Genomic DNA, 24,434 nt, shown 5'->3' on the forward strand with positions numbered 1-24,434 from the left:
AGATGCAGGCCCTGAATACCCTAGAAATAGTTGCTGGAATGACTAATCGCTTAAAAAGCGTGTCCAGGACGACATAAAATAATCCTTCTCCCTAATCGCTTTTAAGGCACCTTTGGAGGAGTGCCCGGCCTCTGTATGCTCCTCCGACTTTCCTGCCATTTTTAGCACTAATCAGACTTAGCTCTAAAAGGAGGATGAAAACAGCCTGAAGTCACGCCCAAAAACCAGTCTATTTACATCAGATTCGAAACGGTCCCTGAGGCTTTTTGGAAATTGAGCGGGAAAGCGGTAGGTTCCGACTGGCGCCTCATGCAGTTGCCACCAGAATGAAAGTAGATATACCCCTCATCAATAGGTGTAAAACCACCGACGTCCTTTCGAGCACAATCGGTATAGATTCCTGACGAAAGGATTGCTGCGCTTATAAAAGTCATCCCACGCTGATTCGAATTTGGGCGTTGGAATTCAAATTCTTGGAACCCAGATACACGCCGCTTTTCTCAAGCGCTTGACAACGTTTTCTTGGGCGAGTAATCTCGTAGCACGGGAACAACTTACCGGCCCCGGTTACAGCAGGCCGCCATTGTGGGTTATTCTTTCCGCCTCTTCTCCAGAAGCAGGTTTACCTTGTGATGAATAGAAACGTGACGATCAAAGACATCGCCAGAGCAGCGGATGTGTCCATCAGTACGGTTTCCCGGACGCTGAACGGATCGTCAACAGTGGCTCCAGACAAACAGCAGCGGGTGCTGGAAGCAGCAGCTCGCCTGGGCTATGAGCCCAATGCTGCGGCACAGGGACTGGTGCGGGGCCGGTCCATGACCATCGGCGTGCTGACGCAGGACATCGCCAGTCCGTTCTACAACGAGGTGGCGCGTGGGATCGACGTCGGCTTCGTGGACACTGGCTACCAGCCAATTTTTGTCAACGGCCACTGGGAACTTCAGGACGAGTCGGCTGCTATCTCCGCCCTTACGCGGCGCCAGGTCGACGGCCTGATCATTCTGGGAGGGCGTCTCAAGGACGATCAGCTGCACGCCCTCGCCGCACGCTTTCCCCTGGCTCTTGTTGGACGGCGGGTCGCTGGCCTGGAACGGCGCAGCCTGAAGGTAGATAACATCCATGGGGCGTGGCTGGCCACGACACACCTGATTCAGATGGGGCACCGGCGTATTGCACATATCACCGGGATGGCGTCCCACCGGGACGCGCTTGATCGCCTGGAAGGCTACCGGCTGGCCCTGGCGGACGCTGGCGTGCCGTTTGATCCGCACCTGATCTATGAGGGTGATTTCCATGAGCCATCTGGCAGTCAGGCAGTGGACCACTGGCTGGGTCAGGGCACTGCCTTCTCTGCCATCTTTTCTGCCAACGATCAGATGGCTTACGGCGCCCGGCTCGGCTTGTATCGCAAGGGTATCCGGGTTCCGGAGGACGTCTCCCTGGTTGGTTTTGATGATCTGCCGGCTTCACAATTCGCCCTGCCACCGCTTACCTCAGTGCATCAGCCCCTGTTCGAGATGGGCCAGCAGGCTGCAAGCCTGATTCTGCAGCAGCTGAAAGACGCCGACACTTCTGCTGAGCTCCCGCTGCTGCCGCTGACATTGAGAGTTCGTGAGTCTGTCCGGTACGCCCGCAGCCCAGCTCTCTGAATCTCTTTTTTCATTTCCTTGAAAACGTTTTCTTACTGATCGCTAGCATGAGCGGTCTGGAGGTTCTGCATGTCGAAAGGTCACGCCCACTTCGTTGTGCTCGTCGGTCTGAGTCTAATGCTGTCTGCCTGCGGAAACGCCGCCCCGCAGTCAGGCGACGTTCCATCGTCTTTTCTGCGACCCCTGGACTACAGCACGACCGCGCCACCGGGCACGCGAGGTGGTCCTACCAACACATCGGGTGTCCTGCTGACACCGGCCTGGACGGCCAACGCTTCCTCGAAAGGCAAGGCTCCGACCAACGAGTTCTGGTCTTCAATCCTGTTCAAGCGCAACGCCGGCAATACGTATTCCGAGAATATGTTCGCGCATCCGCTGGCCCTACACGCGCGGTCCGGTGGCCTGGAACTCAGCTACCCGAACCGCTCGCAGATCGGAGGGGCGCCGGGTCTGGAGAAGTACGAGTACCCTTATACCCCCGACCTGACACTTGGCATTGCGGGCCTGAATTCGCCTGATACGAAGACTGACGACTTCGGAGACTGGACCACGACCGCCCTGTGGAATGACGGTGCCCGGACCCTGCGCGCCACGTTCGGCCATGGACTGCCTTTTGTGTATGCCACCAAGTCCGGCGGTGACGCGCAGATCACTTTTGTCGCAACGCCCACGGTCTGGGCCAATCAGGGCAATGTTCTGGGGATAACCATCAACGGCCGGCATTACGGCATTTTTGCGCCGGCTGGAGCAGCCTGGTCGGTGAACAATACTGTGGCCACGTCCAGCCTGGCCGGCAAGGATTACTACTCGGTCGCAGTTCTTCCAGATGCGTCAACGACGACGCTGAACGATTTCAGGACCTATGCCTACAACTTTGTGACGGGCAGTCAGGTGGGCTGGACCTACAACCCAGGCACGGCCACCCTGACGACCACCTTCAACGTCAGCACGGCGGCCAAAGAGGGCAATGCGACAGGAACCCTGATGGCGTTGTACCGCCACCAGTGGATGAATTCCAGCAGCGTGAACACGGGCTACACGTATGTCTCTCCGCGCGGCGAAATGAAGGTCGTTCGTGGCTCCAACAGCTTTTCTACAACCCACAAATTCCAGGGAGTGTTGCCCTATCTACCGGATAACGGTACCGCGAACACCCTGAGCAAAACCCAGCTGGCCGCCTACGTGAATGAGGCCAACACCAGGGCGACCCTCAACCCCACAGGGGACTCCTACTGGGTCGGCAAGGGTCTGGGCAAGCTGGCCGAGCTGGTGCCGCTGGCAGCGCAGGTCGGCAATACAGCCGCGCAGAACGCCTTCCTGGACGCTATTCAGCGGGTACTACAGGACTGGCTCGATGGCAGCGGCAGCAACCTGTTCTATTACAACGCCACCTGGGGCACACTGATCGGCTACCCCCAGGGGTACGGCAGCGAGGAGGAACTGAACGACCACCACTTCCATTGGGGCTACTTCATCAAGGCGGCTGCAGTGCTGCAGCAGTATCGCCCGACTTGGGCCTCTGGCACCACGCCGCAGGGACGTACCTGGGGCGCGAGCGTCAATGATCTGATTATGGACGCGGCCAACTGGACGACCACCACCAGCCAGTTTCCGCGCCTGCGCAACTTTGATCCCTACGCTGGTCATTCCTGGGCTGCAGGGCACTCCGGGTTTGCGGCAGGAAATAATCAGGAATCCTCCAGTGAGGACATGAATTTTTCCTCTGCCCTGATCAACTGGGGATCAGTCACCGGCAACACGGCAGTGCGGGACCTGGGTATCTTTCTGTACACCAACGAAACGGCAGCTATAGAGCAGTACTGGTTCAACCAGGGAGGAGGAGTATTTCCGGCCGGGTTCAACAAACCTGCCGTGGGGATGGTCTGGGGAGACGGCGGAGCGTATTCGACATGGTTCAGTGCCGAGAAGGAAGCCATACAGGGCATCAATCTGCTGCCCATCCAGGCGGGCAGCCTCTACCTGGGCCGTAACCCGGCGTACCTGAAGACCAATTACGACTTCCTGGGCCGGGAGCCAAATTCCTGGAAGGACATCTTCTGGTCGGTGTACGCCATGTTTGACGCGGCGGGTGCCCTTTCGAAGTTCGGCAGCGGCAGTTATACCCCGGAAGATGGCGAGACGAAAGCCCACACCTATCAGTTCCTGCACAGCCTCAATGCTATGGGGCAGGTAGACACCAGTGTTACCGCGAACGTGCCCAACTACGCAGTATTCAAGAAAGGCACCGCCCGCACTTATGCCGCCTACAATCCCACCGCAAGTCCCATCACCGTGACCTTTTCAGACGGCGCCACGCTGACGGTCCCGGCCCGTCAGGTGGTGTCGTCCCGTGGATCAGGCACAACGCCCTGCTCGACAGACGCGGCCGCGCCGTCTGTCCCGGGCGCCGTGTCTTCTGCCGCTCAGACGTCCAGTTCCGTCAGCCTGTCGTGGGGGGCGGCCAGCGACAACTGCGGAGTCGCTGCCTACGAGGTCTACACGAACGGCGCCCTGAAAGCCACAGCGAGCGGCACTGGGACAACCATCAGTGGTCTGAATACCGATACCGCCTACCAGTTCAAGGTGCGGGCCCGGGACGCCCAGGGCAACCTCGGGCCATTTACAGCCGAAATCAGCGTAAGAACCCAGACTGGGGATGCGCCCACCGCCTCATTGCCAGGAACAGTGACCACCAGCGCCGGGGCCATTGCTGCCGGAAGTTCAAAAACGTTCCCGGTGACCATCACCTCAGCCGGAACCTACCGCCTTTCGCTGCAGAGCACTTCCAGCCTGAACAGCCGCCTGATCAATGTGGCCTTCGCCGGTTCGAACTATGATCTTGCTGCCGACGCTGGAAAGACCGTCATTGCTGACTTCCCGAATGTCGCGTCAGGTTCAGGTGCCGTCGTCGTCACTGCCAGATCGGAGGGAGTCAGCATCGGGCAAATATCCGGTGCCAACCTCTCAGCTCCCAGCGATCCATGTGCGTCCGACACCACCGCGCCTGGGACTCCAGGGAGCCTGACAGCGGTGGACCGCACCAGCAGCAGCGTCACCCTGAGCTGGACCGCCAGTTCTGACAACTGCGGCGTCAGCGGGTATGAGGTCTACCTGAATGGCGCCCTGCGGACTACGGTGAGCGGCGCGGGAACAACAATTGGCGGCCTGAGCGCTGGAACCGCCTATACCTTCACGGTACGTGCGCGTGACGCCCAGGGGAATGTCTCTCCCTTTACCAGCGACCTGAATGTGACGACCGCCAGTGCGGCCATCCCTGTGCCTGGCGTCATCAGCACTAACGTTGGCACGATTTCAAACGGTGCGAGCCGAAGCTTTGACCTGAACGTCAGCGTGGCCGGCAACCTGCGTTTTTTGATCACGAATGCGAGTTCGGCGGCCAGCAGCGCCCTGACCGTCAGCTTCAACGGACGCAGCGTTCCCCTCTCCATTGGGGCCGGGCAGACCATTCCGGTGGATTTCGCGGGTGTGCAGGCGGGACCCCGGACCCTAAGCGTCACCGCCAATTCTGCTGGTGTAGCTGTAGGGAAGCTCGAAGCGCTGGCCTACTGAGCCGGCGATGATTGCGGAGGCCGGCTGAGAATGTGTGCGCTCTGGGCCCGGCCTCGACCGCTCACGCGCTACTGCGGCAATTGGCACTAATTACCCAGACACCTGGGTCCGGTATGCTCTGCAGCATGACGCTGGTCCGCAGTACCGACGCCCTGATTCTGGCCAACCTCGCCGATCCGGTGCTGCGGGTCAGGGCCGTTGAAGCCGCCAGCCAGTATGACGTGGAGGTATTGGTCAGCTTGACGGAAAGCTACATGCTGACCGCCAGCCGTAAGGGTGCACGGACCAGTGTCAAGACCATCCAGGCGTATTCGCTGGCCGTACGGGAATTCGTACCCTGGGCCCAGCAGGCTGGCGTGCAGCTGCTGCGGCCGGGAAAACGTGACGGCGGCCGATTCGTCTCCTGGCTGCAGACCCGGCCCTCCAATGGAAAAGGCAAACAGGGTCCGCTGGCGGCGTCCAGTGTGGCCCAGTACGTCGCTGGCGCGAGAGCCCTGTACCGGGCCCTGCGCTGGGCCGGTGCCACCGACGCACAGCCCTTCGAGGAAGCGCACGTTCCCCCTGACCCAACGCCTGGGATTGTCAAAAATCCGCCCTACTCGGCAGAGATTGACGCGGCCCTGCCTCACTGCGAGCCCCGACTGGCTGCCCTGCTGCTGCTGTGCGCCCATGCAGGGCTCCGTGTGAGCGAGGCACTTCAACTGCGGGTGTCAGATCTGAACGGCTCTCAGCTCACGGTGACCGGCAAAGGTGGCAAGGTGCGCCGGGTCCCCCTGGGGCGGCGCACCCGCGAAGCCCTGAGTGGGCTGACACCGGCCCGGTCCGATGGCCGGCTGTTCCACTGGACCTATGGTCAGGCCACCTACCGCCTTCAGAAGGCATTCCGGGCTGCCGGTCACGGAGACGCCTGGCGCGGGTTCCATGCAGCTCGGAAGCATTCCGGCACGAGGCTGTATGCCGCCACCCGGGACTTTACCCGTGTGGGGCTGTTTCTGGGTCACAGCAGCGTAGACACGACCCGGCGGTATGTCGCTGTGCTCGACAACGACGTATCGCGCGAAGTCGAGGACTTTTAAGCTGCTCTGGAAAAAAAGAGACCCATCCCCTGTTTTTTCGGGTATGGGTCCATGTTGTGGTCTGGTGTCCAGCTACGACGCATAAAGCTGACAAGCTGGATCTTCCAGTAACCCGCCGCTAGAGCAGGGGCAGCCTGTAGCGTCTGTGTCAACCAGATTCAGCTGTTGCGAACTTCGCGTGGTCCCTCGTCCGGGTCCAGGAGGTCCGAGGCGGATCCGCCGTCCGAGCCACGCTGCACGTGCCCGCTGATGTACTCCTCATTGGCCTCGGCACCGGCCACCGGCCGGTCTCCGCGTCCACTGCGCACGCCCAGCTGCTCGACTTCCTTGTCGGTCAGCCCGGTTTCGTCGGTGGTTACGTCACCGTGGTTCACCCGGCGCTGTTCGCGTTCATTGTCTGCCATGGTCTGCCTCCTGGTCTTCAAAGTCGATTTCTGGGATCAGTCTTTAGTCTTTGGTCTGGCTTTTTCCGCCGCCACTTTCGCTGCCGTTGCGCCGGCCGTCACCTTCGCGGTCGTCGGGGCTGCCGTGGTTGGAACCAGGATCCCGCCGGCCATCTCCCAGACCGTTGTTGGTCTTGTCATCACCGTTCGGATCGCGCCCACCGGCCGAGCCGCTGCTGCCTCCCCTCTCGTTGGTCATGGCTGTATGCTCCGCCGCTCGTGTGGCTGCGCCATGAGGAGAACGCCAACCTGGACCCGTTTCCTCTGTAGAAGCCCTTCCTGAAGCGTTCAGAGTTAAGAGCTAGAGCTGCCCTGACTGGTTTTACTGCCCGCTGGGATACAGATCCGGCACCTCCTCCTGTGCGTCCCCTGCATCAGCGTCGAGGGGGCGCAAAGCACGGGTGTGGTCAATGTGAAGCAGCGCGTCGTACTGTCCGGCTGGAACTGTCTCCACGTAGTGACTCCAGCGTTCAGTGGCGGGGCGGTAGATCACTCCAATAAAGCGCTGGAGCTGCTCCTGAACCAGCGCGGCTGCTGCGGGAGACCCTGGGCGCAGGTCCAGCCAGAAGCGCTCGCCAACGTCGTGAAGCAGCGCTTCAAGGCTTCCCGGTAGACCGGGGCGTACCGTCATCACCAGGCCTGGCTCGTCCCAGTCGTGCGCCGCGAGCACCTGCCCGTCGTATGTCGTCTGCCCGATGATAAAGGTGCTGTCGGGCCACCGTTCCCGGGTCAGCTGGCCCAGATTTACCTCGGCGCGCTGCCAGCCCATCGCACTGGCCCGGGCGTCGCCTAAATGGGAGTTGTGGGCCCACACCACTACCCTGGCCTCCTGGCCGCGCCCACGTGCGTGCTCCACGAGGGCTTCAAGCGTTTCGACCATGTGGGTATCACGGATGTTCCAGGAGCTTTCCCGTCCCCGGAACATCGCCCGGTAATACTGCTCTGCGTTGCGGGCCAGCCGGGCATTCTGCTCGGCAAAAAAGAGCTCATCGTCGCTCAGTTGCTGTCCATCAGTCAGTTCAGGGGCGCGGCGCTGCAGTTCAAGCAGCTGCTGCATGGCTTCCTGCTCACAGGGTTCCCAGGCGCCGTGTTCGGTAGCGTAGCCGTAGGCCTGGGGGTTCTCGCCGAACATCTCAAAGCAGCTGTAGCGTTCCCGGGCGCGTTTGGCCGCCTCCGGATCAACCTGCTGGAGGTAGTCCACCACCGCGTTCATTGAGCGGTGCAGACTGTAGAGATCAAGCCCATAAAAGCCCACCTGCCGCTCGGCGCGCGAGGCGTTGTATTCCCTGAGCCAGCTCACGAAGTCCCGAACCACGCTGTTGCGCCACATCCACCGGGGAAAGCGCTGAAAATCACCCAGGGCCACGGCGGCGTTGTCATCATCTGAAGAACCGCCGCGGACGAAGCGGTTGATGCGGTAGGCATCCGGCCAGTCGGCCTCCACAGCCACCGCAGTAAAGCCTTTTTGCTCGATCAGCAGCCGCGTCAGGCGGGCACGTTCCTGATAGAACTCGTGCGTTCCGTGTGAGCCTTCACCAATCAACACGAACCGGGCGTCGCCGATCGCGTCAAGCAGGGAACTCAGGTCGGCGTCCGTGGCCAGCGGACGCTGTTCACGGCGCAGGATCTCAAGGGCCGCCTTGTGTGGTTGTGTCATGGTTGCTCCTTTGACTGGCTGCGCGCAGGGCTGTACGCACCTCGTCGTCGCTGGTCTGCGTGAAATTCTGGTAATACTGACCGACGGCCCGGAACCCAGGCGGCGTGCACAGGCACAGCACCTCGTCGGCGACCCTGCTCAGATCTGCGGAGGCTTCGGGTGAGGCGACCGGTACAGCCACGACGATACGCTCTGGAGTCGCCGCGCGGACCACGCCCACCGCCGCCCGCATGGTGGCGCCGGTTGCCAGCCCGTCATCGACCAGGATGACAGTTCTGCCGGCGAGGTCCGGCGCGCTGCGTCCTTCCCGGTAGGCGGCCTCCCGGCGGGCAAGCTCGGTGCGCTCACGGGTCTCGACCTCACGAATGGCCGTCTCACTGATGTTCAGGCGGGCAATCAGGTCCTCGTGCAGCACCCTCACGTCCCCCGACCCGATAGCCCCCATGGCAACCTCCGGCCAGCCAGGAACCCCCAGTTTGCGCACAGGCAGGACGTCCAGCTGCGCCCGGAGCAGGAGTGCGACCGGCGCAGCAACCGGCACACCTCCGCGGGGCAGGCCCAGCACCAGGGTGCCGGCCGGCCAGTTGCCCCGGGCGTGGAGCAGGTGCGCAAGCTGAGTCCCCGCGTCCGCCCGGTCTCTGAACCAGCAGGTCATGGGCGGCCCGCCTGGAGGCGGTCAGGCTCCGGGTCCACCGGGAAAGAAACCATAACGCCGCCGCAGCGGGCCAGGAAGCCAGGGCGAGTGGTTGAACTAAGAACATTCAGGCTGCGCTTCATAGACAGGTCCTCCCTGTTGTGATGGGGACTTCCATAGTCGAACGTCCGCCTCGTCATGCCGGGTGACAGATTGACCAAACCTGCTGTATGAAACGAATGTCTGGAATGAACTGTGAGTAAATCCAGCCAGGAATCCTTCTCACCTGGCAGGCACAACGCTCATAGGACTTTCTGCTAACCGAACTGCATAGAGGCTATTGCTGCCTGTAAGCATGAGAAGCCGTTCATACAACGTTTAACTTCTGATGCAGCCAGAACCTACTCCATATTCTTAACCGACATGAAGCTCGCCGCCTTTCTATTTCGTTCCAGACACACTGCTGTGGATCTCATCGCATGACCAGCACACTGACTCCACCACAGCTCGACGACCAGCAGCAGATCCTCGCTGCACTGAACGCGTTCCGGCGGGGCGACTTCAGTGTGCGCCTGCCTATGAACTGGGACGGCGTACCCGGCAAAATTGCGGACACTTTCAACGAACTGCTTGAAGAAAGCCAGCGCATTTCGCAGGACATCGCCCGTGTCGGGCGGGTGGTCGGTAAGGAAGGCAACACCAAACAGCGTATTCCTGTGGGCACCACTACCGGCGGCTGGGCGTCTCTGATTGAGGGCGTCAATGAGCTTGTCGACGACCTGGTCCGCCCCACAGCAGAAATGACCCGCGTCATCACGGCTGTTGCGCACGGTGACCTGTCGCAGACCATGGCCATGGAGGTCAACGGCCAGCCGATGCAGGGTCAGTTCCTGCAGATCGTCAGCACCGTCAATACCATGGTCGAGCAGCTCAATGCCTTTGCGTCGGAAGTCACCCGTGTGGCGCGCGAGGTGGGCACCGAGGGCAAGCTCGGCGGCCAGGCTCAGGTGGCTGGCGTCGGCGGGGTCTGGAAGGACCTGACCGACAACGTGAACTTTATGGCCAACAACCTGACCGGTCAGGTGCGCAACATCGCGGACGTGACCACCGCCGTGGCCAACGGGGACCTCAGCCGCAAAATCACGGTAGACGCGCGCGGCGAGATTCTCGACCTGAAAAACACCATCAACACCATGGTGGACCAGCTCAATGCCTTCGCCTCAGAAGTGACGCGTGTGGCGCGTGAAGTAGGCACTGAAGGGCAGCTGGGAGGTCAGGCCGAAGTCCGCGGCGTCGGCGGCACCTGGAAGGACCTGACCGACAACGTGAACTTCATGGCCAACAACCTGACCGGTCAGGTGCGCAACATCGCGGACGTGACCACAGCTGTAGCCAACGGGGACCTCAGCCGCAAGATCACGGTAGATGCCCGTGGAGAAATCCTGGAGCTCAAAAACACCATCAACACCATGGTGGACCAGCTCAATGCCTTCGCATCGGAAGTCACGCGTGTGGCGCGTGAAGTAGGCACTGAAGGGCAGCTGGGAGGTCAGGCCGAAGTTCGCGGCGTCGGCGGCACCTGGAAAGATCTGACCGACAACGTGAACTTTATGGCCAACAACCTGACCGGTCAGGTGCGCAACATCGCGGACGTGACCACGGCCGTGGCCAACGGGGACCTCAGCCGCAAAATCACGGTAGACGCGCGTGGCGAGATTCTCGACCTGAAAAACACCATCAACACCATGGTGGACCAGCTCAACGCGTTCGCCTCAGAAGTCACCCGTGTGGCGCGCGAGGTGGGCACCGAAGGCAAACTCGGCGGCCAGGCGGACGTTCGTGGCGTCGGCGGCACCTGGAAGGATCTGACCGACAACGTGAATTTCATGGCCAACAACCTGACCAATCAGGTGCGCAACATCGCCTTCGTGACCACCGCCGTGGCCGGCGGCGACCTGAGCAAGAAAATCACGGTGGACGTCAAGGGTGAGATTCTCGACCTGAAAAACACCATCAACACCATGGTCGATCAGCTCAACGCCTTCGCTTCCGAAGTGACGCGTGTGGCGCGTGAAGTGGGCACTGAGGGCAAACTCGGCGGCCAGGCCAGGGTCTCGGGTGTGGGCGGCACCTGGAAGGACCTCACGGAAAACGTGAACTTCATGGCCAACAACCTCACCGATCAGGTGCGTGGCATTGCGCGTGTCGTGACAGCCGTGGCCAATGGTGAGCTGGACAAAAAGCTGAACGTCAGGGCCCAGGGGGAAATCGCGGAGCTGGCCGACACCATCAACGGCATGATCGGCACCCTGGCAACTTTCGCCGAGCAGGTCACCTCGGTCGCGCGCGAAGTGGGGACCGAGGGTCAGCTGGGCGGACAGGCCAACGTGCCGGGCGCTAGCGGCACCTGGAAGGACCTGACCGACAACGTCAACAGCCTGGCGGCCAACCTGACCACCCAGGTCCGGGCCATTGCTGAAGTGGCCACGGCCGTGACGCTGGGCGACCTGACCCGCTCGATCTCGGTGGATGCCAGCGGCGAAATGGACGCGCTGAAAAACAACATCAACACCATGATCCAGACGCTGCGCGAAACCACCGAGAAGAACTATGAGCAGGACTGGCTGAAAACCAACCTGGCCAAGTTCACCGGGATGCTGCAGGGCCAGCGTGACCTGCTGACCGTCAGCCGCCTGATTCTCTCGGAACTCGCGCCGCTGGTGCGCGCCCGTCACGGCGTGTTCTATACCCTTGACGAGGAGGCCAGCACGCCCACCCTGCAGTTGCAGGCCAGTTACGCCTACCGCGAGCGCAAGGGCCTGGGCAACCGCTTCCGCCTCGGGGAGGGTCTGGTCGGGCAGGCCGCGCTGGAGCAGGAACCGATCGTTCTGACCCACGTGCCTCACGACTACGTGCAGATCAGCTCCGGGCTGGGCGCCGCGACGCCCAACAGCATCGTGGTGCTGCCGGTCGTGTTCGAAGGCCAGACCAAGGCCGTGATCGAGCTGGCCTCGTTTGAGCCGTTCAGCGCCACACACCTGAGCTTCCTCGAACAGTTCACCGAGTCGGTGGGCATTGTGCTCAACACCATTCAGGCGACCATGCGCACTGAGACCCTGCTGCGCCAGTCCCAGAGCATGGCCCAGGAACTCCAGAGCCAGCAGGAGGAGCTGCGCCAGACCAACGAGGAACTCGAGCAGAAGGCGAGGTTGCTGGCCGACCAGAACCGTGAGGTCGAAGACAAGAACCGCGAGGTCGAGTCGGCCCGCCACGCTCTGGAGGAAAAAGCCGCCCAGCTGGCCCTGACCAGCAAGTACAAGAGCGAATTCCTGGCCAACATGAGCCACGAACTGCGCACGCCCCTCAACAGCCTGCTGCTGCTGGCCCACCAGCTGCGCGACAACCCGGACGGCAACCTGACCGACCAGCAGCAGGCCTACGCCAAGACCATCTACGCGGCGGGCAATGACCTGCTCAGCCTGATCAACGACATCCTGGACCTGTCGAAGATCGAGTCCGGCACCGTCAGCGCCGACCTGACCGAAGTACCGCTGCGCAGCGTGCGCGACGCGGTGGACACCACCTTCGCCCACGTGGCGTCCGACAAGGGCGTGTCGCTGCAGCTGAATTTCAGTGCCGATCTGCCGCCCACCCTGCTGACCGACGAGAAACGCCTGCTGCAGATTCTCAAGAACCTGCTGTCGAATGCCTTCAAGTTCACCGAGAAAGGCAGCGTCACCCTGCAGGTCGAGCCTGCGCTGTCTGGCTGGAGCACCGAGCACTCCACGCTGCGCCGGGCACCTTCGGTGGTGGCCTTCCGCGTCAGCGATACAGGCATCGGCATCGCCGCCGACAAGCAGCGCGTGATTTTCGAGGCGTTCCAGCAGGCCGACGGCACGACTTCGCGCAAGTACGGCGGCACAGGGCTGGGGCTGGCCATCAGCCGTGAGCTCGCCCGCATCCTGGGCGGAGAAATCACCCTGCAGAGCACTCCAGGGGTCGGCAGTGTGTTTACGCTGTACCTCCCGATGGGCGACCGCGCGGTGGACCGTCAGGAGCGTCAGCCCCAGCCCGGTCTGATGGCTCAGCTGTCCTCAGGGGCGTCCAGCGCCGGCCCGGCCAGGTTCAGCGCTGCACCCACGCCGGTGTCCGCCGAGCCGGCCCAGGCCACGGTGGACCAGCCGGCCGGTGAAGCGGCCACTGAGCTGCCCCTTGACGACCGCAGCGCACTCCAGCCGGGCGACCGGGCCGTGCTGATTGTCGAGGATGACCCCACCTACGCCGGTATCCTGCTGGACCTGGCCCGTGAACGCGGTTTCATGGGGCTGATCGCTACCCGCGGAGATCAGGCGCTGACCCTGGCCCAGACCTACCGCCCGGCGGCCATCACGCTGGACCTGACCCTGCCCGACACGAGTGGCTGGGCCGTGCTCGACTCGCTCAAGCACGATCCGCTGACGCGGCACATTCCGGTGCATATCATCTCCGGGCAGGAAAAGTCGCTGGTGGGCCGCAAGCTCGGGGCACTTGACCACATCACCAAGTCCGGGGACCGCGAGCAGCTCACCGCCGCGTTTGCCAGCCTGGAAAACTTCCTGGCCAGGCGGGTCAAGAACCTGCTGGTGGTGGAAGACGATGGCCCGCAGCGCCAGAACATCGTGGATCTGATCGGCAATGGAGACGTGAAGACCACCGCCGTGAGCAGCGGCGCCGAGGCGCTCGAACTCCTGGCGCGCGTGCCGTTTGACTGCATCGTGCTGGACCTCAACCTGCCGGACATGAGCGGCTTCGAGCTGATGACCACGTTGCAGCAGACTCCTTCGCTGCGGGCCATTCCGATCATCGTGTACACCGCGCAGGACCTGACCCGTCAGCAGGAAACCCAGCTGCGCAAGGCGGCCAAGTCGATCATCCTCAAGGATGTGCGTTCGCCCGAGCGTCTGCTCGACGAGGTCACGCTGTTCCTGCACCGGGTCGAGGCCAACCTGCCCGAGGCCAAGCGTCAGGTGCTTGAAGGCGCCCGTCAGCAGGAGCCGGTTCTGCACGGCAAGCGCGTGCTGGTGGTGGATGATGATATCCGGAACATCTTTGCGCTGACGGCCGTCCTGGAGCGTCACCAGATGGAGGTGCTGACGGCAGAGAACGGCCGGGACGCCATTCAGATGCTTGAGCAGCATCCGGAGCTCGACATTGTCCTGATGGACGTGATGATGCCGGAGCTTGACGGCTACGAAACCACCCGCCTGATCCGTCAGAACCGCAAGTGGAAGAACCTGCCGATCATCTCCCTGACGGCCAAGGCCATGCCGGGCGACCGTGAGCAGTCCATCGAGTCGGGTGCCAGCGATTACATCAGCAAACCGGTGAACACCGGTCAGCTGCTGTCATTGCTGCGTGTCTGGCTCTCGCGCTGACATGTCATCCTTCCCGACCGAACCGCTCGAGGATATCGAGATCAGCCTGCTGCTCGAAGGCGTCTACCGGCATTCCGGGCACGACTTCCGGGGGTATGCCCCGGCGACCGTGAAACGCCGGGTGCTGCACTGCATGGCGCAGGAGGGCCTCGCGACCGTCAGCGCCCTGCAGGACCGGGTGCTGCACGATCCCATGGCCCTGGTGCGGCTGCGCGACACCCTGTCGATCAACGTCACTGAGATGTTCCGTGACCCACCCTTCTACCGGGCGCTGCGTGAGCAGGTGCTGCCGGTGCTGCGCACCCATCCCTTCCTGCGGGTCTGGCACGCAGGCTGCTCGACCGGCGAGGAGGTGTACTCGGTAGCGATTTTGCTGCACGAGGCGGGTCTGCTGGAACGCAGCCGCCTGTATGCCACCGACATCAGCGCTCCGGCGCTGGCGGTCGCCCGCCGGGGGATCTACACTCAGGAGAAGCTTGAGGAATATGCCCGCAACTACCAGCTTGCGGGGGGCATCCGGGCCTTCAGTTCGTATTTCACGGCGCAGTATGACCACGGACTGGTGCGCGCCGACCTGCGGCGCAACATCATCTGGGGCCAGCACAATCTGGTGACTGACGGGTCGTTCAACGAGTTTCACCTTATTCTGTGCCGCAATGTGCTGATCTACTTCACCCAGAAGCTGCAAGAGCAGGTGCAGGCGTTGCTGCTGGGCAGCCTGGTGCCCTTCGGGGTGCTGGGGCTGGGGCGGCACGAGACCCTGGACTTCAGCGCGCACCAGCGCAGATTCGAAACCATCAATCTCAGCGAGAAGCTCTACCGGAGAATTGCCTGATGTCAGCCGCCGCACTTGATATTCCCAAAGCCAACATCCTGATCGTGGACGACCAGGATGCCAAACGACTGGCGCTGGCAGCGGCGCTGGAACCACTGGGACAGAATCTGGTGCTGGCCTCCTCCGGCCGCGAGGCGCTGCGCATGGTGTTGAACCAGGAGTTCGCGGTCATTCTGCTGGACGTGCGCATGCCCGGCATGGACGGCTTCGAGACTGCCGAGCTGATCCGCAGCCGCCGCCAGACCGAGACCACGCCGATCATCTTCGTGACCGCGCATGACCGCGCTGAAGCCGATATGCTGGGCGGCTACACCCTGGGAGCGGTGGATTACATCTTCTCGCCGGTGCGGTCAGAGGTGCTGCAGGCGAAGGTCAGCGTTTTTGTCGACCTGCACCTCAAGACCCTTACTGTGCAGGCGCACGAGCGCAGGCTGCGCGAGCTCGAAGCGCGCGAGGCCAAAGCGCGGCAGGATGAACTGCGGCGCGCAAACGAACGCGAGCGGCGTACGGCGCGCTTTGAGCTGCTCAAGCTGTCCAGTGCCATCGAGCAGACCGCCGACCCGATCCTGATCACCGGGCGTGACGGCGTGATCGAGTACGTCAACAGTGCCTTTGAGGCCATCACCGGCTATAGCCGTGACGAGGCGGTTGGCCAGGACGCGGGGATTCTCAACTCGGGCCTGCATGACCCGGCTGTCTTCCGGGAGATGTGGGACACCCTGCTGCGCGGCGAGGTCTACCGCGGTGAACTCATCAACCGCCGCCGGGACGGTTCGCTTTACCACGAGGAAAAGACCATCACCCCGATCAAGGGAGAGCGCGGGCGGATCACCCATTTTGTATCGACCGGCAAGGACGTGACGTACCGCAAGCATATGGAAGAGGAACTTCGTGCGCTGAACGCCTCCCTGGAGGCGCGGGTCCAGGAGCGCACCGCACAGCTTGAAGACGTCAACGGAGAGCTGGAGGCGTATGCCTATTCCATCTCTCACGATCTGCGCACGCCGCTGCGGCACATCGCCAGTTTTGCGGACCTGCTCAGCCGCAATGCCCTCGAACAGCTGCCGCCCTCGTCGGCGCGCTACCTGCAGTTGATTCAGGACGGCGCGCGGCGCATGGAACACCTGATTGACGGCTTGCTGGACTTTGCCCGGACCGGGCGGCATGACCTGACGCCGCAGACAGTGGCCCTGGACATCCTGACGCGGGAAGTGGTGCGTGATCTGGACAACGCTCCCGGTGCCAAAGCGGTGCAGTGGAAGGTGCATGACCTGCCGGTGGTCCAGGCGGACGTGCTGGCCCTGCGCCAGATTCTGACCAACCTGCTGTCCAACGCCGTGAAGTACTCGCAGTGCCGGGACAAGCCGTGTGTCGAGGTCTGGGGCGAGGATCAGGGCAAGGAGGTCGTGGTCCACGTACGTGACAACGGCGTAGGCTTCAATATGGCCTACAGCCACAAGCTGTTCGGGGTGTTCCAGCGGCTGCACGCAGCCGAGGCGTTTGAAGGCTATGGTGTGGGGCTGGCGAATGTGCGCAGGATGGTCGTGCGGCACGGCGGGCGGGTCTGGGCCGAGGGCGAGGAGGACCGGGGGGCGACCTTCAGCTTCTCGCTGCCGCGTGTGGACCCCGGTGTGATGCTGGCTCCCGCAGAGGAGCGGACCAGCGAGGGCACACCGGCAGAACTTGTGGAAAAGGGAGAGTAGGATCAGTACTCTGTGATGGATCAAAAACATCTGGGACATCGTTCCCGGTTGGGACACCCGCCTGGGTGTTCGCCACATGCAGGGCGAACAGCCGCGCGGCACTGTCACAGTCCTGAAAGAGTGGGTGACGTAGCGTGATGACACCGATGGAGCTCCAGCGCAGCAGGCGCACAATGAGTGAATCCGGCGCAGGGGACGAGGCAACCGCCTCAGCGCAGGTCTATAGCCAGGTCATGGTGAGTCTTGCCAGCTGCCGGAGCGCAGAGGAGCTGCGCGACCGCCTTGTCCAGGCGTTTCCGGAAGGGCCGGTGGTGGTGACCACGGGTCCTGACTGGAGTGTGGAGTGGCGTGGAAAGGCCGGTGCTGAAGAGGCAGATCCTGCACACTTGGTCGCTTTCGGGCACTTCAGGGATTCAGTGACCAATCTGCGCGACACTCTGCTGCTGCTGGGCCGCTCCGCCCAATTGAGTCAGCTGGCCCTCAGCTTTGCTGGACGGGGCACGGACCAGCAGGTGATTCGGTCGGCTCTGCCACAGTTGATGGAGGTGTTTGGTCTGCTGGGGGTTCAGGGCCTGCGGGACCATCACGGCAGGCTGGTGCCAGAGCCAGCCTGGACCACCGGAACCATTCCTGAGGTGACGTTTACCCGTGAGGATCTGGCAGCGTGCCGTCAGGGCAAGCCTCTGATCCGTCCCGGTGGCCTGTTGCTGCCGCTTGCGGGCCGATGGCGCGCGCGGATCGCCCTGTGGCTGCCAGATCCTGGACGCCGCTGGAGCAGGGACGAACTTCAATTGCTGGATATCGTGGCGCGGGCCATCAGCACTGAATACGACCGGATTCAGTCTCAGCGGCATCTGTCGGAACTGCTGTCGATGCAGCGCAGCCTGCTGGAAAACGATCCTGAAAGTGCCTACCGTCCCCTGCTCCAGCAGGCCCTCCAGCAGATTCCCGGCGCCCAGAGTGGCTCATTGTTGGTGCGAGATGGAGAGTTGTTTCGTTACGCCGCGGCGGTCACGTTCGATGAGGCTGAGCTGAGTCAGGTCAGCTTCCGGATAGATGACACCCGGGACAACTGGTATGGCCTGGGCAAAGACGCGTGGTTAAGAGGAGTCCCCCGTATTCTGCGAAACGCGCGGCTTCATGTGCAGGGCAGCGGCTTTCTGCGGGAAGGGGAGTATCACGAGGGAACTCTGCCCTCTGTGGACCATATCGCAGCCAACATCGGGGTGCCAATCCTGCACCACGGTGAGGTGTACGCCTTCTTGAACATCGACGCTCACAATGATCCGGACGCATTCGCCGAGGACTCGGTGGAGGTGGCCCGGTCGTTCGCCGTGCAAGCGGCGTTGCTGTTACACGAAGCCTGGCAGCGTTCCAGGATCCAGCACGCGGCGCGCACGGACGTGCTGACAGGCCTCCCCAACCGCCGGGCCTTCACTGAATGTCTTGAGGGTGTCGTGGCAAATGCTCAGCGGCACAAGACGCCACTGTCCCTGCTGCTGGCGGATATCACCCGCTTCAAGGCCATCAACGACACGCTGGGGCACGCGGCAGGGGATCAGGCCCTGGTTGAGGTGGGAACCACGCTGCGGGAGTGCCTGCGAGCGGGAGATCATGTCTTCCGGTGGGGCGGAGATGAGTTTGCCCTGCTGCTGCCGTATACCACCCTGGAAGGAGCCTTACAGGTCGCCGAGCGGATCCGCGAAGCCCTGGCCAGAAGGGTTGCCTGTCATCCTGCCCTGGAATTGAACATGGGCGCCGCCACACTGCGTACAGACGACATGACCGGGTCCTTCCTGCTGCGGGATGCCGACGCCGCTATGTATCAGCAGAAGCGCGAGAGCCACAGCCGCATCTCGTGATCTGCGCTTTAAGGGTGGAGGGCCCACTGGGGTACCCCTTCTTGGCAAGTCGAGTTTGACTGGGATTGATTTGGTGCGTTCCAGAGGCTTGCGATGGCCCGGAGAGCTGGGTCAGGTCAAGCACCATAAGCTATGCGTGGGCGGATGTGTGGTCGAGAAAACATCTGGCTCCCAGCGGATTCCAAAAAACCGCTGAGAGGTGGTCTGGGATGGCCTGGTGCCGTAGTGAGGATGGAGCTCAGTTCGGACCGTCGAGGGCAAAGGTGGCGCGGGCGTTGTCATCGAACATGAAGCGGCGGGAGGCGTTCTCGTCCGACCAGCCAGAAGCAATCAATTGAGTTTTGCCCTGTAACCTACAGGCGCTCTACGTTAATTTGCCGTTTCCCCAGCGATTTTGACTACTGGCGTGAGCGCCTTGAGTCAATCGTACTGGTCCCGAGGATCTTCGGGGTCCGGCAGAGCCCTTCTGGTTCGTAGGTCGTGTGAGGAGTGCTTGTAATCCCGGAAAGCCGGGCTTCCAGAAATGGAAGCCCGGCTCGAATTATTTGGATTGTACTCTGAGCGGTTCTGGACTCCGATGGCCATGTGGTGCAGCCCCAAGTCCTTAACGAATGAAGGGTATGAAAGGAACCGCTCTTGAGGGGTCAACAGGAGGTGACGGCTTCGCGTGACTCAGCCGCGGCAGCGGACGTCTTCTTTGAAATATCTCTGCGACAGGAATGCGTAGCCGGTGGACTGCATGTACCTGTTGATGGCACCGTTCAGCGTCGTGCGGGTCGTGACATTGTCCTCAGCGGTCATGAAGCCGATTGGAACGCGCCACAGTTCAGGTCCGAAGTTGATGGGCGCTTTTGGATACAGGCTTTTCACCGCAGGCCCCATGATCGTGTACGCAAAGGTGGCATCGACCTGTTTTGCCATGACAGCAAAGATCAGTTCCTTGCTGCTGTTGTATACCGTGACTTTCTTTTCGAACGGCAGCTTCTGGACGTATGCCTGCATGATGGAACCGGCCCCCACACCAATAGACTTGCCGACCAGGTCGGTATGCTTCTGAAGCTTGGGATCAAACGAGACGACCGACACGCCCGCACACGCGGTTGGCATCGTGAAGTCCACCTTGTTTTCGCGGGTGCTGGTAATGCCCAGTGCACCAATGGCAATGTCAGCGCGGTCTTCCTGCAGTTCCTTGATCAGCTGATAGGGCGGAACGACCTGATAAGAGACGGTCAAGCCCAGGCTACGGGCTACAGCCTCAATCAGTTCAGGCTCATAGCCCCGGTGACGCTCAGCCTCTACGCGGATAAAGGGGGGGAGATCGCCTCCGGAAACAACTCGCAGCACGCCACTGGCTTTAATGTCAGCAAAAGTCCGGGCACTTGCTTCGGGGAGGACAGCCAAGGCACTTAAGGCAGCAAAAAATGGCAATAGGTATGGACGTTTCATGAAAGCTCCTTCGTCAGATCTGCTTGACTTTGAATTTTAGTATGTTAAAGGAGTTCACACAGGACTCTTACTCTTATGGCGTCTGATAAATATTGGACTTAGTACAAATTGTGGTGCTTCAGTAATTAATTGAGCACGGCGTCATCACTTCCGTTGCTGTTCACGAGAGACAGCAGGAACTTATGATTCATACATAGGCAAGGTCAGTGTAAAAACGCTTCCCCGTCCAGGACCAGACGCCGCGATCAGCGTGCCGTTCATGGCTTCAGCCAGCCCCCGCGCAATGGTCAGCCCCACGCCACTGCCAGCACCTGGGCGGGACCGGGCTGGGTCTACCCGGTAAAAACGTTCGAACAGCCGTGGAAGATGATCAGCGTCTATGCCCGGGCCTGTATCTGAGACAGCAATCACCAGATTGTTTTTCAGAATGCCGATTGATACGTCTACTTCTCCACCGGCTGGGGTATGACGCAGGGCATTGCCGAGAATATTGGTCAGAATCTGAGTCACTCTTTCCGGATCGGCATACAGCGCAGCCTGGCCTGAGCCTGTGGTGAATTCGGGGAGTCGCAACACGATCCCCTTTTCCTCATAGGCCAGCGCAAACCGTTCGCGCACGGCCTGCAGCAGCGTGCTCACTCGGACCGGACACAGGTGAAGTTCAACCTGTCCGGCCTCAACGCGGGACACCAGACTCAGGTCTCGCACCAGCCTTTCCATCGCGGCCACCTCCCGGCTGATGGCGCGCGCCGCGTGTTCCGGAGGCATCACACGGTCATCCATGGCGTCGGCATAGCCGCGTAATGCAGTGAGTGGCGCACGCAACTCGTGTGCCACATTTCCGATCAGTTCGGTGCGGCCCTGCTCCACCCGCTCGAGTGCCGCAGCCAGCACATTGAAATGGTGGGCCAGATCAGCCAGTTCATCACGCCCGGTCGCCTGTACTCGCTGGCGGTAGTCGCCCTGGGCCAGCGCCCGGCTGCGGCGCCGCAGCGTCTCGACGCTGCTGACCACCCGCCGGGACGAAATATAGGCGGTGATGGTGGCCAGCAGCAGAGAGAGTGGCAGCGAAGCCCACAGGGCCCGGCTTAAGGTCGTACGCAGTCCATGTTCCAGGTGCCCGCGCAGGTCTGCACCGGCGGGACCCAGGGTCTGGACCATTTCCTCCACGTGCGCGCGGTAGAAGCCCGGAGCCGTCAGCTCGACCGAAATGAAAACACCTGCTACAGCCAGCAGGATCACCAGCAGGTGCGACAGGAGCAGACGCATGAAGAAGCCCACCGTGCTAGCCTCCGCGTTCCCGGAACCTGTACCCGACACCGCGCACCGTTTCGATGTAGCGGGGGCGCTCCGGGTCGTCCCCGAGTTTTTTTCGCAGGGCAGTGATATGCACGTCGACTACCCGCTCAGTTCCTGGGAAGTCTGGCCCCCACAGGCGTTCAAGCAGGCGTTCACGTGTCCAGGCCAGACCCGGATGCAGCGCCAGCGCCGCGAGAAGATCAAATTCGAGGCGTGAGAGCTCGACAGGAAGGCCGTCAACCATTACGGTGCGCCGTTTCAGGTCCATGGTCAGACTGTCGGAGCGCACGTCCTGGTGGACTCCAACGCGCCGGAGCAGGGCGCGCACCCGCGCGACAATTTCGCGCGGGCTGAAGGGTTTGACCACATAGTCGTCAACGCCCTCTTCCAGCCCGTGCAACTTGTCTTCTTCCTCTCCCCGCGCCGTCAGCATCAGGATGGGCAGATCCAGCCCTGCCGCGCGGGCTTCGCGGGCCAGGACCGGGCCGGCTGCGCCGGGCAGCATCCAGTCCATCACGGCGACGTCGGCCCGCGGCAGTAGTGCCCGTGCTTCCTGGCCGTCCTGGGCTTCCAGCACCTCATGACCCTCAGCCCCGAGATAGGCTCGCAGAATCTCCAGGATTGCCGGGTCGTCATCCACAATCAGGACACGGGCCACGGCCCTACCTTACTTGAGGTAGGCCCTGAACTGGTTGATCTCTTTGGTCTGTGAGCTGACAATGTCACGGGCGAGTTTCAGAATGGTGGGATTCTTTGACTTTTTCAGGGCGTGGCTGGCCATTTCAATAGCGCTGGCGTGGTGAGGAATCATGCCTTTTGCGAATGCGCGGTCGCGGTTGCTGGCCGTGTGAACGTCTTTGACCATGCCTGCCATCATTGAGTTCATCTGGGTCGCCATGGCTTTGTCGCTTCCGCCATGGGTCGTAAGTAAGCGTTTCATCAGCGTGATTTCGGTGTTCTGGGCTTTGATGATGGCCTGGGCCCAGGCCTTGACCTGAGCTGATTTCGTGGTAGGAAGAACGGCTTTGCTCATGTCGACGGCCGCTTCGTGGTGCGGAATCATCATGCTGAGGAACGCCCGGTCGAACGCTTTCCCACTCAGATCTTTGAGTTCCTTGTGGTTGGCTCCCGCTGCGGAATGGTTCATCCCTGAGTGATGGTTCTGTGTTGAGGCAGTCGACAGCAAGGCGATAAAAACGGTGGTCAGCAAAGTTTTGGTCATGGCCGCAGCCTAGAACCGCTGTGTTAAGTTCCTGTAAAGCGCTTTGGCCTGCCCGCGTGTTGGTACGTGTAAGAATGTACGTCTTATCAAGCCCGTCAGCGGTACCTAACTTGGGCAACTCGTCTCATCACCCGTCTTTTCGAACCTCCTGTTCTAGACACGGACGTTTTTCCCCTCTAGCTGCGCCTCCCTTCTGCTGTGTGTCTGAACCAGGGAATTGCTTACGGAAGCACGTACTTGGTTCCTCATTGTCATCGCGCTTCCCTCCTGACAGTTATAGCCACGGTCCCGTACTCATCAGGTTTAAGGCGTCAGCTTCTGCCGCTTGAGCCAAGCCGTACATTTACCATGGGCCTGGTGCCCTGTTTATGGTCTGGCTTCTGCTTCAATTTCATTTGAGACAGGACAGCTGGTGTCACCTTGGCTTTGGTCTTTCTCTCGCCGTTCGCTTCCCGATAGACTGCTGATTCGCTCGTGCTTGGGCTATAGCCTGGTTGCGGTGGCTTTTGGCAGGAGCTTTTTTGGCCGCTTGAAAATTTCCACTAGCTTGAGCCGGAAAGTTACGAAGAATCTGCTCTCGATCGTAGTGGCTACACATCAAGTTGGTTCAGCACACCTGCTCTTCCGCTTTCGTACATTCATACGTATACTTTACCTGTGACGGGACTTCATCCAACTGACGAACGTGCTGTGACGATCCTGCGGCTGCTGCGGCATCCGACCATGAGTGCCAGCGAGCAGCTCGACAGCCTGCTTCCGCTGGTGCAGTTGCCAGGCATTCAGAAGGTGTTGCGCAGCAACCTCAAAACCACCTTTGAAGACGCCCGCGCCGACAACATTGACCTCAGCCGACCACCGGCCGATTTCCACGACTGGCTGCTCAAACCACTGGGACGTATCGGTGACGAGCAGAACGCAGCCAAACCCAACACCTACAACGCGCGGGCCACCAGTCTTTCGCGCCTGTATGAACGCTTCCGCGAGCTGGGTGTTGTGCCGGCCAATCCGCTCGACGGCCTGCCCCGGCACGCCCGGGAAAGTGCCACCGATCCTCTCCCCTCGCGCGCGGAACTGCAGCTGGTCCATGCCCAGACCAGCGACGCCCATGCCAGAGCCGCCCTGCTGCTGATCGACGACCTCGCCTTCACCATGACGGACCTGCTGACGCTGCAGTGGCAGCACGTCAACCTGAGCCGTGAGACACTGCTGCGCCGTACCGAGTGCCGGATCCCCAGCCGCAGCCTGAGTGCACTGCACGAACTGGCCCGCCTCGACGCCGCGCCTCTGAACCCGGACGCCCTGACCCAGAGGGTATTTCCCTTTGACGAACGCACCCTCAGGGCCCGGCTGTGGACCGCGTTCCAGAACGCGGGGGTACGCTGGTCCACGCCCAGCCAGCTGCGTATGGCTGCGCTGCGCGATCACGGCATGGCCATTGCCGCCACACCGTATCAGGCGGCCCATCAGTTCGGCTTCACCAGCCCGCGGGCTTACCAGCAGGCCCTGGAACTCGCCCGTCAGCTTGGAGTCCGCGAGCCGGAATCAGAGTCTTAAAAACCAGAAACGACTTTCTGGCGCAGACGAAGCGTGCTTTACACGATCTGAAGGTTCCGGCGGCCTG

16 protein-coding genes are annotated in these 24,434 nt (G+C 61.6%); 8 read left to right on the forward strand and 8 right to left on the reverse strand.

Going from position 1 to position 24,434, the window contains the following annotated elements; all coding sequences use genetic code 11:
• Positions 1-644 precede the first annotated feature (644 nt).
• The 3 genes from DEIDE_RS15290 (at position 645) to DEIDE_RS15300 (ending at position 6,298) form a co-directional block, all read left to right on the forward strand.
• Positions 645-1,652 carry a LacI family DNA-binding transcriptional regulator gene (locus DEIDE_RS15290; RefSeq protein ID WP_242403015.1) on the forward strand — a complete coding sequence of 336 codons (1,008 nt, stop codon included), beginning with the start codon at positions 645-647 and terminating at the stop codon, positions 1,650-1,652.
• A gap of 69 nt (positions 1,653-1,721) precedes the next feature.
• Positions 1,722-5,222, forward strand: coding sequence for a glycosyl hydrolase (locus tag DEIDE_RS15295; RefSeq protein WP_162485698.1), 3,501 nt, complete (start codon positions 1,722-1,724; stop codon positions 5,220-5,222).
• 125 nt (positions 5,223-5,347) lie between these two features.
• The gene (locus DEIDE_RS15300; RefSeq protein WP_041227939.1) at positions 5,348-6,298 is read left to right on the forward strand and encodes a tyrosine-type recombinase/integrase; all 951 of its coding nucleotides are present in this window, start codon (positions 5,348-5,350) and stop codon (positions 6,296-6,298) included.
• A 158-nt stretch (positions 6,299-6,456) separates the two neighbouring features.
• Here the strand turns inward: DEIDE_RS15300 and DEIDE_RS15305 are convergent, their stop codons facing one another.
• The 4 genes from DEIDE_RS15305 to DEIDE_RS15320 form a co-directional block, all read right to left on the reverse strand.
• Entirely contained in the window at positions 6,457-6,702 is a 246-nt protein-coding gene (locus DEIDE_RS15305; RefSeq protein ID WP_012695234.1) for a hypothetical protein, read from the reverse strand.
• 43 nt (positions 6,703-6,745) lie between these two features.
• A complete protein-coding gene (locus DEIDE_RS15310) occupies positions 6,746-6,940 on the reverse strand; it encodes a hypothetical protein (RefSeq protein WP_012695235.1) in 195 nt (64 codons plus the stop codon).
• 123 nt (positions 6,941-7,063) lie between these two features.
• The gene (locus tag DEIDE_RS15315; protein WP_012695236.1) at positions 7,064-8,398 is read right to left on the reverse strand and encodes an erythromycin esterase family protein; all 1,335 of its coding nucleotides are present in this window, start codon (positions 8,396-8,398) and stop codon (positions 7,064-7,066) included.
• A complete protein-coding gene (locus DEIDE_RS15320) occupies positions 8,370-9,053 on the reverse strand; it encodes a phosphoribosyltransferase (protein WP_012695237.1) in 684 nt (227 codons plus the stop codon). The genes DEIDE_RS15315 and DEIDE_RS15320 overlap by 29 nt, the downstream gene beginning before the upstream one ends.
• Positions 9,054-9,511: 458 nt before the next feature.
• Between DEIDE_RS15320 and DEIDE_RS15325 the strand changes: the two genes are divergently transcribed.
• The 4 genes from DEIDE_RS15325 to DEIDE_RS15340 all read left to right on the forward strand — a co-directional run bounded on the left by DEIDE_RS15325 (position 9,512) and on the right by DEIDE_RS15340 (position 18,846).
• Positions 9,512-14,446 (forward strand): response regulator, encoded by a 4,935-nt coding sequence (locus DEIDE_RS15325; RefSeq protein ID WP_012695238.1) that lies wholly within the window; start codon positions 9,512-9,514, stop codon positions 14,444-14,446.
• Position 14,447: 1 nt separating this feature from the next.
• A complete protein-coding gene (locus DEIDE_RS15330) occupies positions 14,448-15,281 on the forward strand; it encodes a CheR family methyltransferase (protein ID WP_012695239.1) in 834 nt (277 codons plus the stop codon).
• On the forward strand, positions 15,281-16,984 hold the full coding sequence (locus DEIDE_RS15335; RefSeq protein WP_012695240.1) for a sensor histidine kinase: 1,704 nt from the start codon (positions 15,281-15,283) through the stop codon (positions 16,982-16,984). Before DEIDE_RS15330 ends, DEIDE_RS15335 begins: the two co-directional genes overlap by 1 nt.
• A gap of 173 nt (positions 16,985-17,157) precedes the next feature.
• Complete coding sequence (locus tag DEIDE_RS15340; RefSeq protein WP_012695241.1) at positions 17,158-18,846, forward strand: GGDEF domain-containing protein; 1,689 nt, start codon at positions 17,158-17,160, stop codon at positions 18,844-18,846.
• Between the two features lie 672 nt (positions 18,847-19,518).
• On the opposite strand, the gene DEIDE_RS15345 is transcribed toward DEIDE_RS15340, so the two are convergent.
• The 4 genes from DEIDE_RS15345 to DEIDE_RS15360 form a co-directional block, all read right to left on the reverse strand.
• Entirely contained in the window at positions 19,519-20,292 is a 774-nt protein-coding gene (locus tag DEIDE_RS15345; RefSeq protein ID WP_012695242.1) for a substrate-binding periplasmic protein, read from the reverse strand.
• 180 nt (positions 20,293-20,472) lie between these two features.
• On the reverse strand, positions 20,473-21,573 hold the full coding sequence (locus tag DEIDE_RS15350; RefSeq protein ID WP_012695243.1) for a sensor histidine kinase: 1,101 nt from the start codon (positions 21,571-21,573) through the stop codon (positions 20,473-20,475).
• Positions 21,574-21,577: 4 nt separating this feature from the next.
• On the reverse strand, positions 21,578-22,249 hold the full coding sequence (locus DEIDE_RS15355; RefSeq protein WP_012695244.1) for a response regulator transcription factor: 672 nt from the start codon (positions 22,247-22,249) through the stop codon (positions 21,578-21,580).
• Positions 22,250-22,258: 9 nt separating this feature from the next.
• Positions 22,259-22,813 carry a DUF305 domain-containing protein gene (locus tag DEIDE_RS15360; protein ID WP_012695245.1) on the reverse strand — a complete coding sequence of 185 codons (555 nt, stop codon included), beginning with the start codon at positions 22,811-22,813 and terminating at the stop codon, positions 22,259-22,261.
• 657 nt (positions 22,814-23,470) lie between these two features.
• Here DEIDE_RS15360 and DEIDE_RS15365 point away from each other — a divergent pair.
• Positions 23,471-24,367, forward strand: coding sequence for a hypothetical protein (locus DEIDE_RS15365; RefSeq protein ID WP_162485699.1), 897 nt, complete (start codon positions 23,471-23,473; stop codon positions 24,365-24,367).
• Positions 24,368-24,434: the final 67 nt, after the last annotated feature.

The organism is Deinococcus deserti VCD115 (assembly GCF_000020685.1).
In the GTDB taxonomy this organism is placed as follows: domain Bacteria; phylum Deinococcota; class Deinococci; order Deinococcales; family Deinococcaceae; genus Deinococcus; species Deinococcus deserti.

Coding starts and splice junctions, on each gene's coding strand:
- DEIDE_RS15295 (WP_162485698.1), top strand. CDS start 1,722: ATGTCGAAAGGTCACGCCCACTTCGTTGTGCTCGTCGGTCTGAGTCTA.
- DEIDE_RS15300 (WP_041227939.1), top strand. CDS start 5,348: ATGACGCTGGTCCGCAGTACCGACGCCCTGATTCTGGCCAACCTCGCC.
- DEIDE_RS15305 (WP_012695234.1), bottom strand. CDS start 6,702: ATGGCAGACAATGAACGCGAACAGCGCCGGGTGAACCACGGTGACGTA.
- DEIDE_RS15310 (WP_012695235.1), bottom strand. CDS start 6,940: ATGACCAACGAGAGGGGAGGCAGCAGCGGCTCGGCCGGTGGGCGCGAT.
- DEIDE_RS15315 (WP_012695236.1), bottom strand. CDS start 8,398: ATGACACAACCACACAAGGCGGCCCTTGAGATCCTGCGCCGTGAACAG.
- DEIDE_RS15320 (WP_012695237.1), bottom strand. CDS start 9,053: ATGACCTGCTGGTTCAGAGACCGGGCGGACGCGGGGACTCAGCTTGCG.
- DEIDE_RS15325 (WP_012695238.1), top strand. CDS start 9,512: ATGACCAGCACACTGACTCCACCACAGCTCGACGACCAGCAGCAGATC.
- DEIDE_RS15330 (WP_012695239.1), top strand. CDS start 14,448: ATGTCATCCTTCCCGACCGAACCGCTCGAGGATATCGAGATCAGCCTG.
- DEIDE_RS15335 (WP_012695240.1), top strand. CDS start 15,281: ATGTCAGCCGCCGCACTTGATATTCCCAAAGCCAACATCCTGATCGTG.
- DEIDE_RS15340 (WP_012695241.1), top strand. CDS start 17,158: ATGAGTGAATCCGGCGCAGGGGACGAGGCAACCGCCTCAGCGCAGGTC.
- DEIDE_RS15345 (WP_012695242.1), bottom strand. CDS start 20,292: ATGAAACGTCCATACCTATTGCCATTTTTTGCTGCCTTAAGTGCCTTG.
- DEIDE_RS15360 (WP_012695245.1), bottom strand. CDS start 22,813: ATGACCAAAACTTTGCTGACCACCGTTTTTATCGCCTTGCTGTCGACT.